We start from the raw sequence: 14,199 nt of genomic DNA, 5'->3' as shown, positions 1-14,199 counted from the left end.
TCTGGCTCGTCGGTCTCTGCGGACTCAGCAGGTGAGCGTGCAGGTCGACACAGGCGGGCGGGTTCGGAGCCAGTTTACGTGCCGGATCCGGAATCGACCGCCGCCGTCGTCACGAAAGCGGCTGCGGAGCGGGCACGGGCCCGGTCGTGGTGCCCTCGCGGAATGTGCAGGTGAAGCGGATGGACGCGGCCTGCTCCCCCGCCAGCAGACGCGCGACGGCGTCTCCCGCGGCGCGTCCCTTCTCCACCGCGGGCTGCACGGCGGTGGTGAGCACGTGCTCGCCGAGCCCGTCCACGGCGATGCCGTCGAACCCCGCAATGCTGACATCCTCGGGCACGCGCAGACCCGCCTCTTCCGCAGCGCGGATGACGCCCGCGGCGAGGAGGTCGCTCTGAGCGATGACGGCGGTCGGTCGGGTCTGCGGATCCGCGAACAGGGTTCGCCCCGCGATGAGGCCCTCGTCGATGAGACTGCTGGCGGCGGACACTACGCGCGCGTCCGGGAACACCTCGAGGGTCGGCGACAGGCGCGCGCTCGTGACAGGGGTCGTGATCATCGCAATGCGCTCGGGCGTCGCATCGCCGCGCACCTTGTCCCCGTCTAACGGCAGCGTGACCACGGCGACATCCCTGTGGCCGAGCGCACGCAGGTGGTGCGCGATCTGCGCGGCAGCCTCGCCGTTGTCCAGCTCCATGCGGGGCACGTCGTCGCCGGCGTCGCCCTCGATCACCACCACGGGCAAGCCGCGGTTGCGCACCGCCTGCAGGGTCTCGCGCATGCGCGGGCTGCAGCCGATCAGCACGGCCGCGTCGATGGGCGCCGTGGCGAGGGTCGGCGCATCGGCCCCGGCCTCGGGGTCATCCCGCAGCAGCAGCACCCCGGCGCCGAGCGCGGCCAGGCCGTCGGTGAGCCCGTCCATGGTCGCGGTCTTGATCGGATCCAGGAAGGCCGTGCGCAGGTGCTCCTCGAGCGCCACGGCGACGATGCCGCTGCGCCCCCGCCGCAGCGAGGCGGCGCGGGGGTCGGGGCCGGTGTAGCCGAGCTCCGCGGCGACGGCGAGCACCCGCTCCCGGGTGGCGTCGGCGACCGGCGCCTTGCCGCTGAACACGACCGATGCCGTGGACGGGCTCACGCCTGCCGCACGCGCCACATCCGCGATCGTGGCGCGTCGACGCACCGCCGCAGCATCCGGATCCGAGCTCATGCCTCGACAATAACATCGTTGGGAACACAGAGATCGAATCGATTCGATACACTGACCGGATGGACACCGCCCTCACCCGCTCCCAGTTCGTGCGCTGGCGCGCCGCGATCTTCGCGATCTTCCTCGCCAGCGGTCTGTCGATCGCCACCTGGGCGTCGCGCGTGCCGGACATCAAGGCGGCGCTGCACATCGACAACGGCCAGATGGGCCTGCTACTGCTCGGCATGGGCATCTCGTCGATCATCGGCATCTCGACGAGCCCCGCCGTCATGGCGCGCACCGGCGCGCGCCTCGGCATGCTCGTCACGATGCTGAGCTTCGCGRYCGGCGTCGGCCTGGTGGGCCTGGGCACCAACGTGCTGGGCTCCGTGCCGGTCGTGGTGGCGGGCCTGGTGCTGTTCGGCCTCGGCAACGGATCGCTGGRCGTGATGATGAACGTCGAGGCGACCGCGATCGAGCAGCAGATGGGCAAGACGATCCTGCCGGTGTTCCACGCCTTCTTCAGCTTCGGCACGGTGATCGGCGCCGGGGTGGGAGCGCTCCTGGTGAACCTCGGCCTGAACGTCGCCGCGCACACCCTGATCATCGCCGTGATCATCGCCGTGCTCGCCTTCGCCTGCTGGATGAACGTGCCCAGTCGCGAAGCGGCGCTCGACCCGCAGCCCGAGGAGAAGCCGCACTGGCGCGAGCGGATGCACGTCGCGCTCGAGGCCTGGCGCGAGCCGCGCACCTACTTCCTCGGCATCGTGATGCTGGGCATGTCCTTCGCGGAGGGCGGCGCCAACGACTGGCTGGCCCTCGGTGTCTCCGAGGACCACCACGCGGGTCCTGCGCTCGGCGCCGCGGCCCTGGCCACGTTCTCCGTCGCGATGACCGTCGTGCGCCTGTTCGGCGGCCCGCTCGTCGACCGCTTCGGGCGCGTCGTGGTGCTGCGGGTGCTCGCGATCACCGCCGCCGCCGGCATCCTGCTGTTCATCCTGGCGCCGAGCACCCCGCTGGTGTTCGTGGCAGCGGCGCTGTGGGGCGTCGGCGCGTCGCTCGGCTTCCCGCTGGGCATGTCTGCCGCGGCCGACGACCCCGCCAAGGCCGCCGCGCGGGTGAGCGCTGCCGCGACGATCGGCTACATCGCCTTCCTCGGCGGGCCACCCGTGCTCGGCTTCATCAGCAACCACATCGGCCTGCTCAACACGCTCTTCATCCTGGTCGCGCTGGCGGCCCTCTCCGGCCTGTTCTCGGGCGCGGCCCGGCCGCTCCGCGAGGAGGAGAAGGTCTCCGCGGGCTGAGCCCACGCCCGTCTCGGCCGCTGCGGGCGGCGCGTCTGCAGGACCCCGGGACGCGCATCCGTGGATCCGTCCTGCCTCCGTCGCACGATCGTGCAGGTGTTGCGGCGCAGCGGGCTAGGCTCTTCGGGTGCGTCTCGTCATCGCCCGCTGCGCCGTGGACTACTCCGGCCGCCTCAACGCCCATCTGCCCCTCGCCACGCGTCTGCTCGTGCACAAGGGCGACGGCAGCCTGCTCGTGCACTCCGACGGCGGCAGCTACAAGCCGCTGAACTGGATGAGCCCGCCGTGCCGCCTCGAACCGGAGCAGCCGGGGGAGGAGGAGGCATCTGCCGGCGTCACCGAGGTCTGGCGGGTCACCCACCAGAAGACCGGTGACGCGCTGCGCGTGCAGATCTACGAGATCCTGCACGACTCGGCGCATGAGCTGGGCATCGATCCCGGCCTGCAGAAGGACGGCATCGAGGCGGACCTGCAGCGACTGCTCGCCGAGCAGGTGGAGCGGATCGCCGAGGGAGCCACCCTGGTGCGCCGGGAGTACCCGACCGCCATCGGCCCTGTCGATCTCATGGTGCGTGACGCGGACGGCGCCGCGATCGCCGTCGAGATCAAGCGCCGTGGCGACATCGACGGCGTGGAGCAGCTCACCCGCTATCTCGAGCTGCTCGGCAGGGATCCGCACCTCGCTCCCGTGCAGGGTGTGTTCGCCGCACAGGAGATCAAGCCGCAGGCGCGCGTGCTGGCCGAGGACCGGGGGATCCGGTGCCTCGTGCTCGACTATGAGGACATGAAGGGCATCGAGTCCGGCGTGCCGCGGCTGTTCTGATCCGGTATTCCCTGAAAGGCATAAACGTGGCCGCATCCCCCTACTCCTGCATCCTCTGGGACGTCGACGGCACGATAGCCGACGCATCCGCCGGCATCCTGCCGCGCCTGCTCGAGGTCTTCACATCCTTCGGGCTGCCCGAGCCCGACGCAGGCGCCCTGTCCCGCTGGATCGGACCGCCGATGTTCGAGTCCTTCCAGGAGCTCGCCGGGATGTCCGCAGAGGATGCGCACCGCGCCGTCCGCGAGTACCGCCGCCTCGCCGCGCGCGACGGCTACGCCGCGAGCGTGCGGATCTATCCGGGAGTGGCCGAGGCGCTGAAGACGGTGAAGGCCGCCGGCATCCCGCAGGCGACGGCCAGCTCGAAGCCGGAGAACCAGGTGCTCGCGATCCTCGAGCACTACGAGCTCATCGACGACTTCGTCGTGGTCGCCGGAGCCCTGCCCGACGCCGCGGGCCTGCACGACGGCAAGGAGGCGGTCCTCCGCCGSGCGCTSSGCCGKCTSRCCGASGCMGGCGTCGAYRTCAGCCGYCCCGTCCTGATCGGCGACCGCCTSCACGACATCGAGGGSGCSGCSCCKCTCGGCGTGCCCGTGATCTTCGTCACCTGGGGCTTCGGCGAGCCGGGCGAGTCGGCCGGCGCCGTCGCCGAGGTCGCGACCCCCGACGAGCTGCTGCGAATCCTCTTGCCCGCGGCCTGACCGGATCCGCCTGGTCATCCGCGAGACCGAACTTCCGTCCCGAGAGCGACGATCGAATCGTCGGTCTCGGGACGCAGCTTCGGTCTCATGGTCAAGCCGCGCACGTCGAAGCCCGCACAAAGAGAACTCCCCCGGTGCCGAAGCACCGGGGGAGTCTCAGAATTCCGTGTCGCTCAGAGCGGACGGATGTTCTCGGCCTGCAGGCCCTTGGGGCCCTGYGCCACATCGAACTCGACGCGCTGGTTCTCGTCGAGCGAGCGGTAGCCGGAGGATGCAATGGCGGAGTAGTGCGCGAACACGTCAGCTCCACCGTCGTCGGGGGAGATGAAGCCGAAGCCCTTCTCCGAGTTGAACCACTTAACCGTGCCCTGAGTCATGTACTGCCTTCTTGCTTGGGCTTACGCCGGCGCAAACGCGTCGACGATGCTAACGCTATCCGAGTCGACCCGCATCGCAACACCCCGGATGACAAGGTGACGAAAATGTTGCACGTCTGCGCGACCGCCGGATCCGACCGTCCGCCGCCGGAATCGCCTGTCACGACGGCACAGCGCCGGGAAATGGAGCGGGTCCCCACCGCGGGGGGAGCGATGGGGACCCAGGACGACCGGAGGGTGCGTCTGAGATCAGCATAACCCATCTTCTGAGATTTTGTCCCCCAAAAGGGGGACAAATCTGCCTCACGGGGATATCATCTCAATACATCGGAATACTGGGGACGAAGCGGCCCCCCCGGGGGATCCATTGGGGACTGGATGCGCCGAGGGGGCCATTGCACGCACTGACCGCCGGTCTCTGGGGAAGACCTTTCCACCTTCGCTGGGGACGTCAGGCGGGAGCGGCCGTCTTCACGTGCGCGCGGTCCACATTAGGCGAGGCCGCGCACCCTGTCCAGAACGGACGGGCGCGCCGATCGGAAAACGCTCTCAATCGTTCAGAGAGCGCCATTCTTCGGCGAGAATCCCGTAGTTCATGCCGTCCATCCACTCTCCGCTGCGGTGCAGCGCCGTACGACGGCTGTGCTCTTCGCGCCGCATTCCCAGCCGCTCCATCATCCGCCACGACGCCTGGTTCGCGGCGAAGCAGCCCGCGCTGACCCGGCGCAGCCCCAGCACGGTGAAACACGCGGCCATCACTGCACGGACCGCCTCGGTCGCGTAGCCGCGGCCCTGCTGCGCGGGACCCATCGCCCAGCCGAGCTCCGCCTGCACGCCCGCAGCCTGCGCACGAACCTCGGCCTGCGACCAGGCGTCCTCGACGCGCACCATGATGTCGCCGATCACGCCAGTGCCCGGCAGTTCCACGAGCAGGGTGATCGCGAGTCGCTCCGGATCCGTGAAGTGCGCGCGGAACTCCTCGGCATCTGCGGGCGCGGTGGTCAGCCACCGGGACACCTCGTCGAGGCGGCGATAGCGCCACACCGCGTCGGAGTCGGCCGGCGTGCTCGCCCGCACGATCAGGCGCTCGGTGCGCAGGGGGAGGGCGAGACGTTCCAGAGCGGAGGAGGTCATGCCTCCAGGCTAGAGTCCGGATCCGACATCCGTGCGGCGCGCACGTCGACGAGTCCGTCCAGGGCCTGCAGCAGACGAGCGGCGCCCGGCCGGTCCGGGGTCGCGCGGGTGTGCACCAGCACGTTCATCGCGGCGAGCACGAGCGACACCGCACGCACGGCCTCGTCGTGGTCGGCCGCCCGTCGCTCGGCGAGTTCGATGAGCTGCTCGCGCACGGATCCCATCCATTGCGAGAAGGCGGGCAGCAGCTCGGGCCGGCGCATGAGCAGCTGCTTGATCCGATGCCGGTCCATGCCCTCGTCCATCGACGAGCCGACGACCTCGCACAGCGCCGGCACGAGCTCACCACGAGCATGCAGGAAGCGCGTCACCACGTCATCGGCGGCGCCGGACTCCGGCAGCTTCAGGGCCGCCGCCGCCTTCGAGGGGAAGTAGTTGAAGAAGGTGCGCGGTGAGACATCGACGGCTTCGCAGATCTGCTCGATCGTGGTGCCGTCCAGGCCCTGCTCCTCGACCAGATGCAGCGCCGCCTCGTGCAGCGCCTGCCGGGTCTGCTGCTTCTTGCGCTCGCGCCGGCCCTCACCGACGCGCTCGCTCGCGGCACCCCGGCCGTCGACGGTCTCGATCATGCTCCTCATCCTTCCCGACGGGAGGGCCGGAACGGGAATCCGCCCGTTCCGGCCCGTCCGCTCAGGCCTGCTGGGTCCTGATGGTGCCGGTCTCGCTGACACCGGCGGCATCGGCCTGCTCCTGCAGCGCGGAGCGCGTGCGGAGCGGGGGAGCCTTGAAGAACCAGGTCAGCACGAAGGCGAGCATGAGCACGCCGAACCCGACCCAGTAGATGACGTCGATCGCCTTCGTGAAGCCGACCATGAACGGCTTGGTGAGCACCGGGTCGGCCCCGTTCAGGAACGACGTGTCGCTCACCGCGCTGCTGGATCCGCTCGACGTCTTCGAGGACGCCTTGTTCAGCTCCTTGACGATGTTCGGCACGAGCTGGTCGACCCAGTAGCTGCGCTGGTCCTTGTTCGACCAGTCCACGACGACCTTGCCGTCCTGCACGGCCGCATGCGCCTTGTCGGCGACCGCCTGCAGGGCCGCGGCCTCAGCGGCCGGAGTCGCCTCCGCCACCTTCTGGGCGATCACGGTCTGCGCCGCAGCCGCCGGGAGCTGGCCCGCCGCGACTGCCTGGTTCACGCCGTCAGTGACCTTCTGCGTCACAGCCTGGCCCGCCGCGGTCTTCGCCGCAGCCGCGCCCTTGTCGAGCTGTGCCTGGATGTTCTGCTCGAGCGGACCCGTGATCGGCGTCCACAGCTGCTTCATGACCGCCTTGTTCTGCTCCTTGCCCGCGACGGCGGGATCCAGAGCTCCGTTCAGCGCGGCCGTCAGCGTCGGCTTGTCGGCCATGCTGTGCGTGATGTTCAGCGGCAGCAGGGTGAACAGGATGGAGAGCATGATCGCGGTGCCCAGCGTTCCACCGATCTGGCGGAAGAAGGTCGCGGCGCTCGTGGCCACACCCATGTCCCTGGCCTCGACGGCGTTCTGGCTCGCCATGACCAGCGACTGCATGAGCTGGCCGAGGCCGAGGCCGACCACGAACATGCCGATCATCATGAACCACACGGGAGTGTTCGAGGAGACGAAGGTCAACAGCAGGAAGCCGAGGGCCATGATCAGCGTGCCGGTGCGCGGGAAGATGCCGTACTTGCCGGTACGCGAGGTGATCTGTCCTGCCGCCATCGACGAGCCCATGAGGCCGACCACCATCGGCAGCATTGCGAATCCGGACTCGGTCGGCGTGAGTCCGCCGACGATCTGCATGTACAGCGGGATGGTCATCATGGCACCGAACATGCCGAAGCCGACGAGCACGCCGATGCCGGTCGCCCAGGAGAACGGGCGCGAGTGGAACAGCCGGATCGGGATGATCGCATTGTCCTTCATCGCGATCTCGATCAGCACGAAGGCGATCACGCCGAGGCCGCCGATCACGTAGCAGGCGATCGCGCCGAACGAGGCCCAGCCCCACTCACGGCCCTGCTCGGCGACGAGCAGCAGCGGCACGAGCGCCACGATCACAGCCGTCGCGCCCCACCAGTCGATCCGCGGATTCTTGTGCTTGCCGACCTTCGGGAGGTGCAGGAACGCGAGCACCATGCCGAGCGCGATCAGGCCGATCGGCAGGTTGATGAGGAACACCCAGCGCCATCCGGAGATCCAGAGGATCTCGTTGGCACCCGCGAACAGGCCGCCGACGAGCGGGCCGATCAGCGAGGAGATGCCGAAGACGGCGAAGAAGTACCCCTGGTACTTCGCCCGTTCGCGCGGCGCGAGGATGTCGGCCATGATCGCGAGCGGCAGCGACATCAGCGCGCCCGCGCCGATGCCCTGGACGCCTCGGAACGCCGCGAGCATCAGCATCGACGACGAGAACGTGGCCAGGATGGAGCCGAGGATGAACACCGAGATGCCGAAGATGAACAGCGGYCGGCGACCGAAGATGTCGCTGAGCTTGCCGTAGATCGGCACCGAGATCGTCGACGTGATCAGGTACGCCGTGGTGACCCAGGCCTGCTGGTCGAGACCGTGCAGGTCATCGCCGATCGTGCGGATCGCGGTGCCGACGATCGTCTGATCGAGAGACGACAGGAACATGCCGGCCATGAGGCCGTAGATGACGAGCAGGATCTGCTTGTGCGTCATGATCGGGGCGTTCTGCGAGCGCTCGGCGCGCGTCGCCCCTGTTGTTGCTGTGGCGGTGGACATGGAGTCCCTTTCACGTGAATCGAGGACACCGTCGCCCGTCGTCGACACCCGTCGCTTCGAGCGCCGACGTTGGCGGCAAGAATTTTGCAGCCCTGCAAGATTACACGAAAGGAAAGGTTGCGCAAACGCAGAATCGCTATGAGGTTGCTGGATCTGCGCGGCGGGGCGCTTCGACAGGCTCAGCGACCGCGGGGTCAGGCGGGGTCGCGGAGGAGAGCGCCGCGAGCGGCCACCAGTTGCTCCACGCCCTCCAGCAGCCGCGCGGCGCCCGGCCGCTCGCCGCCCGCGATGCCGTCGTGCATGATCACGCTGAGCGCCGCCATCGTCAGCGCGACCGCGGCCATCGCCTCCTCGTCATCCGCGCGCTCGCGCACCAGCGCGAAGTACTGCTCGCGCACGCTTCCCATCCACTGCGCGAACGCGGGCATCAGCTCGGGGCGGCGCAGCACCAGCGCCTTCATGCGCTTGCGCTGCTGCGCGTCATCCATCGAGGCGCCGATGAGCTCGCACAGCGCCGGAACCAGCTCGCCCTCGGCCGCGCGGAAGGCGGCGGCGCCCTCAGGGGAGATCCCGGAGTCCGGCAGATCCAGCGCAGCGGCGGCCTTGGACGGGAAGTAGTTGAAGAAGGTGCGCGGCGAGACGTCCACCGTCTCGCAGATCTGCTCGACCGTGGTGCCGTCGAGGCCCTGCTCATCCACCAGCTGCAGCGCCGCCTCGTGCAGCGCCAGACGCGTCTGCTGCTTCTTGCGCTCGCGGCGCCCGCAGTTCTCCGCGTGCGGATCCGCGGCCGGTTCTTCGTTGCTCGTCATCTCTGTCTCCTCGAGAGCCCGGGCGGGGTTCCGCTCCGGTTCTCGTCGGGCTCTGCTCAGGCCTTGTGGGTCCTGATGCTTCCGGTCTCGGTCATGCCGACCTTGTCGGCCCGTTCCTGCAGGGCGGAGCGGGCGCGCAGCGGCGGAACCTTGAAGAACCAGGTCAGCACGAACGCGAGCAGGATCACGCCGAGGCCGACCCAGTACAGCGTCACGAGCCCCTGGATGAAGCCGATCTTGAACGGCTTGCTGAGCGCSGCGTCCGCCCCSGTCAGGAASGASGTGTCGTTCACCGCRGTGCCGGAGGAACCGGATCCGGAGGCGTCGTTCTCCTTTTTCTTGATCTGGTCCTGCAGCGTCGGCACCAGCTGGTCGACCCAGTAGGTGCGCTGGTCGTGGTCGGCCCAGTCGACCGCGACCGTGTCGCCCTGCACAGAGGCGTGCGCCTTCTCCGCGGCCGTGTTCAGCACCTGCTGGTGCGCGGAGGCCTCGGCGGCAGGCGTCGCCTCGGCGACCTTCTGCGCGATCACGGCGGGGGCGGCCTCAGCGGGCAACTGACCCGCGGCGACGGCCTGGTCCACGCCCGCGGTCACGGCGGTGGTGACGGCGTCGCGGGCCGCGGACTTGGCCTTCGCGTCACCCTCCGCCACGCCCTTGTCGAGCTGCGCCTGAACGCCCTCGGTCAGCGGACCGGCGACTCCGCTCCACTGCTGCTTCATGATCGCCGCGTTCTCGCTCTTGGACGACGTCGCCGGATCCAGCGCGGCGTAGAGCGCCGCGGTCAGGTTGGCCTTGTCCTCGGTTGCGTGCAGGATGTTGGTCGGCAGCATCGAGAACAGCACCGACAGCATGACGGCCGTGCCCAGCGTTCCGCCGATCTGGCGGAAGAACGTGGCAGCGCTCGAGGCGACGCCCATCTCGTGCGGGTCGACCGAGTTCTGGCTCGCGAGCGTCAGCGGCTGCATGAGCTGGCCGAGACCGAGACCGAGCACGAACATGCCGGCGAAGATCTGCCACAGAGGCGTCTCGTAGCGGATGAGCGTGAGGGAGAGGAAGCCGACGGCGGTGAAGAGCGTGCCGAGGACCGGGAAGATGCGGTACCTGCCGGTGCGTGCGGTGATCTGTCCCGAGACCAGCGACGCGATGATGAGGCCGAGGATCAGCGGCAGCATCGACAGTCCCGACTCGGTCGGGTTCATGCCGACGACGATCTGCATGTACAGCGGGATCGTCATCATGGCGCCGAACATCGCGAAGCCCACGAGGACGCCCAGCACCGTGGCCATCGCGAACGTGCCGGAGCGGAACAGCTTCAGCGGGATGATCGCGTCCTCCTTCATGAGGGCTTCGATCACGATGAACGCCACGAGGCCGAGCCCGCCGATCGCGTAGCAGGCGATCGCGGCGACCGAGTCCCAGCCCCAGGTGCGGCCCTGCTCGACGACGATGAGCAGCGGCACGAGCGCGACGATCACGGCGGCGGCGCCCCACCAGTCGATGCGCGGGCCCTTGTGCTTGCCGACCTTGGGCAGGTGCAGGAACGTGATCACCATGAACAGGGCGAACAGGCCCAGCGGGATGTTGATGAGGAAGGTCCAGCGCCAGCCGTCGATCCAGAGGATCTCCTTCGCACCGGCGAAGAGACCGCCGACCAGCGGGCCGATCACGGTCGCGATGCCGAACACCGCGAAGAAGTAGCCCTGATATTTGGCGCGCTCACGCGGGGCGAGGATGTCGCCCATGATCGCGAGGGGGAGCGCCATGAGGGCACCGGCGCCGATGCCCTGGAACGCGCGGAACGCGGCCAGCATCATCATCGAGGTCGAGAACGCGGAGAGCGTGGAGCCCAGGATGAAGATGACGATGCCGAGGATGAACAGCGGGCGGCGGCCGAAGATGTCGCTGAGCTTGCCGTAGATCGGCACGGCGATGGTCGACGTGATGAGGAACGCGGTCGTCACCCAGGCCTGCTGGTCGAGGCCGTGCAGGTCGTCACCGATCGTGCGGATCGCGGTGCCGAACACGGTCTGCGCGAGCGACGACAGGAACATGCCGCTCATCAGGCCGTAGATCACCAGCATGATCTGCTTGTGGGTCATGATCGGCTTCGGCGCGTGCGCGATGGGCGCCTCGACCGTCGTGACGGTGTCGGTGGCGGTTGCCATACAGGTCCTTCCAGGAGAACGGGGGATGGAGCGGTGCGGATCCTGCCCGCGGACTTCATCGATCGACGCGAGCGCCGACGCCGGCGCAAAACTTGCAACCCTGCAATGTTACACCTTTGCAAGCTTTCCTGCACGCACGGATTCGGATCCGTTGTGCCGGGCCGGTTGTCGGAGGCTTCGGCGACGATGGAGGCATGACGGACGGCTACGACCCCGGGTTCCTCGCGACGACTGTGCCTCTTCCTCGCCCTGGTCACCAGGTGCGCGAACTCGCGTACCCGCGATTCACCGTGCTGCTGGACCCCGAGCGTCGGCTGGCAGCGTCGACCGGCGTGAACATCGACGGTGCGACCTTGCGCGACTTGCCGCGCACGGGCGAGTGGCGGCTCGATCCGCGGGTCGGCGAGGATGAGCAGACCGGCCCGGCCGTCTACGCCCGCAACGACCTCGATCGTGGTCATCTGGTGCGCCGGCGAGATCCGGGCTGGGGCGAGACCGGTGACGCGCGCGCGGCGATGGAGGCCACCTTCGTCTACCCCAACGCGGCGCCGCAGGCCGCGAACTTCAACCAGGGACCGGAGCTCTGGCTGGGCCTCGAGGACCATGTGCTGACCTATGCGGAGGCGACGGCGCAGCGCCTCTCGGTGTTCACGGCGCCGGTCCTGGCCGAGGATGACCCGCCCTACCGCGGCATCCGGATCCCGCTGCGCTTCTGGAAGATCGCAGCGTGGGACACGGCGGGTTCGCTCGCGGCGGCGGGATTCGTGCTCGATCAGTCCGACCTGGTCGACACCAGGGACGGCCTGCTCGCGACGGCGCCGCTCGGCGGGTTCCGCACGTTCCAGGTGCCGGTCTCCGAGATCGCGACCCTCGCCGGCGTCGACGTCGGGCCTCTGGAGTCCGCCGACGTGCTCGCGACGCGGACGGTCCGCCCGGGCGAGTGGCGTCTGCTCCACGCGCTCGACGACGTCGTGGTCTGACCAACCCGACCGCGGACGGAAACGGGCGGACGGAACATCCGCCCGCCGAGGCGATCAGCCGGCCACGCGCTCCCGTGCGGCGCGAAGAATGCGGAACCAGGTGCGTCTGCTCACGTTGAGCGCCATGAGGCACTCCTCCTCGCTCGTGCGCGTGCCGAGGTGGACGAGCTCGAGCGCCCGCCGTTGACGACGGTCCTCCGCGCCCGCTCCGAACACCTCGTCGAGCCGGGCGGTGAGTGCGGCGATCCGCACGGGGTCGTCGTCTTCGGCGAGAAGCAGACCGGCGTCGATCGAGCGCGGCACGAACCCGAGTTCGCCGAGCACCATCGCCTCCACGTTGCCGATCGCCCCGAACGGGCGGAAGTCGCTCAGCGCCACGGGCCGCGGAAGGGGACCSGKGACCTCGCTSGCGATGCTCGMSGGSACRGGCGGTCGSCGATCCGGCKCGGGGTAGTGGATCAACATCGACTGCATGTCGCCGACGCCGTGCTGCAGCATGAAGGCGCCGCTGCCGAGCCGCGCCGCCTCCGCCGCGTCGCGCGCAGGACCGTCGGCGAAGAGCACGACGCCGGCGAATGACCGAGCCGGATCCGCGTCTGTGCGTTCCGCGGCGAGCGCCAGGCTCCTCGCGATGGCGCCGGGCGCCGGCCCCGAGTCCCGTTCATGCGACCTCCGCGGATCCGGCTGCCTCATCGGCGCGGCGGTGTGCGCAAGCTCCCGCACCGCGACGAAACGCGTCACCATCACGGCCTCGCCGTCGCGGCGGCGGATCAACAGCAGGCCCTCAGGCCGCTGCAACCAGTCGAGCACCTCACCCCAGTCCGCGCCGTCGTCGAAGCCATGGTGGCGCCCGAAACGCTCGAGCTCACCCGGGTGCAGGCGATTGTCGGCGTAGTACTCGTCGCTGGGATCGTTGCCGATCGCGGCCCGCAACTCGGCGCTCTCCAGCAGCCGGGAGAGCCGCAGCAGCGCCCCCATGTCGCCGAGCCTCGCACGCGTGGCGAGGTGCTCGGCGATGCGCCGCGAAAGCGCGGCCGCCCGCGCCGGGGCCGTGCTGCGCAGGTGTTCGCGGATCGACGCGGCGAGGACCGCATGCAGCGCGATGTCGTCTCCGAGACGCTCCACGACGGGCAGTGCGGCGAGGCGCCGCAGGCCGTCGCGAGTGGCCTGCCCGGGAAGGGCGGCGCTCAGCAGGCGAGCGTCGACAGTGCGGGCGAGAGCAGCGACCTCGAGAACGTCGCGGGATACGTCGAGGATCGGCTGTCCGACGAGCCACTGCGTCAGCCGCTGCTCGAGCGCGGCTGAGCTCGGGCCGTCGGTGCGACCTGCGGGAGCGCTGGCGGCGACCGTCAGGGCGAGCGGGGATCCCTGCGCCCACTCCACGATCTCCGCGACCTGCGCCTCATCCATTCCCCGCGAGCGCAGCAGCTCGGCGGAGTCCTCGTCGGTGAGGGGGCGCAGCGGCAGTCCGACGACGATCGCGTCCAGCCCCGCGGTGCGCCACGACGGGGAGGGTCCCTTGCGGCCCGCGACCAGAAGGCAGCTGGTGTCGGCGAGCTCGTCCAGCAGCCGGTCGCGCAGCACGTCGAGGCGCGGACCGAGTGCATCCGCCTCGTCGATCACGACACATCGCCGCACGGCGCCACCGGACATGACGACCTCGACCGCGTGCTCGAGTTCGGGCGGCAGGGTGCGTGCATCGATCCGCGACGTGCGCAGTCCCCGGCGATCCGCGAGCGCGGCGGCGGCCCGCAGCAATGTCGATTTGCCGATGCCGCCGGGTCCGTGCACGAACAGGATCCGGCTCGGCGTGTCAGGGTCGAGCAGGTCCGCGACCGTCGCCATCTCCGGATCCCGGCCGACGAAGCGCGCGGCGTCGGATTCCTCTGCAGCGGCGCGCAACGACCGTGGTCTCACGGGACGAACGTAGTGGACGGGCGCACGCGTGCGGAAGGCC

Annotated in this window: 12 protein-coding genes; 4 read left to right on the top strand and 8 right to left on the bottom strand. The window is 69.5% G+C overall.

Going from position 1 to position 14,199, the window contains the following annotated elements; translation table 11 throughout:
• Positions 1 to 109: 109 nt before the first annotated feature.
• Entirely contained in the window at positions 110 to 1,204 is a 1,095-nt protein-coding gene (locus AC1DMN_RS05545; protein WP_477229961.1) for a LacI family DNA-binding transcriptional regulator, read from the bottom strand.
• Between the two features lie 59 nt (positions 1,205 to 1,263).
• Between AC1DMN_RS05545 and AC1DMN_RS05540 the strand changes: the two genes are divergently transcribed.
• From AC1DMN_RS05540 to AC1DMN_RS05530, 3 genes are all read left to right on the top strand, one after another.
• Entirely contained in the window at positions 1,264 to 2,487 is a 1,224-nt protein-coding gene (locus tag AC1DMN_RS05540; protein WP_477383953.1) for an MFS transporter, read from the top strand.
• A gap of 127 nt (positions 2,488 to 2,614) precedes the next feature.
• Entirely contained in the window at positions 2,615 to 3,310 is a 696-nt protein-coding gene (gene nucS, locus AC1DMN_RS05535) for an endonuclease NucS (protein ID WP_477229963.1), read from the top strand.
• Between the two features lie 26 nt (positions 3,311 to 3,336).
• Complete coding sequence (locus AC1DMN_RS05530) at positions 3,337 to 4,011, top strand: HAD hydrolase-like protein (protein ID WP_477383951.1); 675 nt, start codon at positions 3,337 to 3,339, stop codon at positions 4,009 to 4,011.
• Positions 4,012 to 4,184: 173 nt separating this feature from the next.
• Here the strand turns inward: AC1DMN_RS05530 and AC1DMN_RS05525 are convergent, their stop codons facing one another.
• The 6 genes from AC1DMN_RS05525 to AC1DMN_RS05500 all read right to left on the bottom strand — a co-directional run bounded on the left by AC1DMN_RS05525 (position 4,185) and on the right by AC1DMN_RS05500 (position 11,262).
• Positions 4,185 to 4,388, bottom strand: coding sequence for a cold-shock protein (locus tag AC1DMN_RS05525; RefSeq protein ID WP_045250254.1), 204 nt, complete (start codon positions 4,386 to 4,388; stop codon positions 4,185 to 4,187).
• A 549-nt stretch (positions 4,389 to 4,937) separates the two neighbouring features.
• Positions 4,938 to 5,522: a GNAT family N-acetyltransferase gene (locus AC1DMN_RS05520; protein WP_477229964.1), complete on the bottom strand. Its 585-nt coding sequence runs from the start codon at positions 5,520 to 5,522 to the stop codon at positions 4,938 to 4,940.
• Positions 5,519 to 6,151, bottom strand: a complete 633-nt coding sequence (locus tag AC1DMN_RS05515; RefSeq protein WP_477229965.1) for a TetR/AcrR family transcriptional regulator — start codon at positions 6,149 to 6,151, stop codon at positions 5,519 to 5,521. Before AC1DMN_RS05515 ends, AC1DMN_RS05520 begins: the two co-directional genes overlap by 4 nt.
• A 61-nt stretch (positions 6,152 to 6,212) precedes the next feature.
• Positions 6,213 to 8,288, bottom strand: coding sequence for an MDR family MFS transporter (locus tag AC1DMN_RS05510; protein ID WP_477229966.1), 2,076 nt, complete (start codon positions 8,286 to 8,288; stop codon positions 6,213 to 6,215).
• 194 nt (positions 8,289 to 8,482) lie between these two features.
• Entirely contained in the window at positions 8,483 to 9,097 is a 615-nt protein-coding gene (locus AC1DMN_RS05505; RefSeq protein ID WP_477229967.1) for a TetR/AcrR family transcriptional regulator, read from the bottom strand.
• 56 nt (positions 9,098 to 9,153) lie between these two features.
• Positions 9,154 to 11,262 carry a DHA2 family efflux MFS transporter permease subunit gene (locus tag AC1DMN_RS05500; protein WP_477229968.1) on the bottom strand — a complete coding sequence of 703 codons (2,109 nt, stop codon included), beginning with the start codon at positions 11,260 to 11,262 and terminating at the stop codon, positions 9,154 to 9,156.
• Positions 11,263 to 11,456: 194 nt separating this feature from the next.
• On the opposite strand from AC1DMN_RS05500, the gene AC1DMN_RS05495 reads away from it, so the two are divergent.
• Positions 11,457 to 12,242 carry a DNA/RNA non-specific endonuclease gene (locus AC1DMN_RS05495; protein ID WP_440732764.1) on the top strand — a complete coding sequence of 262 codons (786 nt, stop codon included), beginning with the start codon at positions 11,457 to 11,459 and terminating at the stop codon, positions 12,240 to 12,242.
• 54 nt (positions 12,243 to 12,296) lie between these two features.
• Here the strand turns inward: AC1DMN_RS05495 and AC1DMN_RS05490 are convergent, their stop codons facing one another.
• Positions 12,297 to 14,159, bottom strand: a complete 1,863-nt coding sequence (locus AC1DMN_RS05490) for an AAA family ATPase (RefSeq protein ID WP_477383949.1) — start codon at positions 14,157 to 14,159, stop codon at positions 12,297 to 12,299.
• Between the last annotated feature and the right edge of the window lie 40 nt (positions 14,160 to 14,199).

This window comes from Microbacterium sp. 01T413_2 (assembly GCF_056398985.1).
Note: the sequence above shows the minus strand (reverse complement) of the source record. Positions and strands in the feature narration are given on the sequence as shown.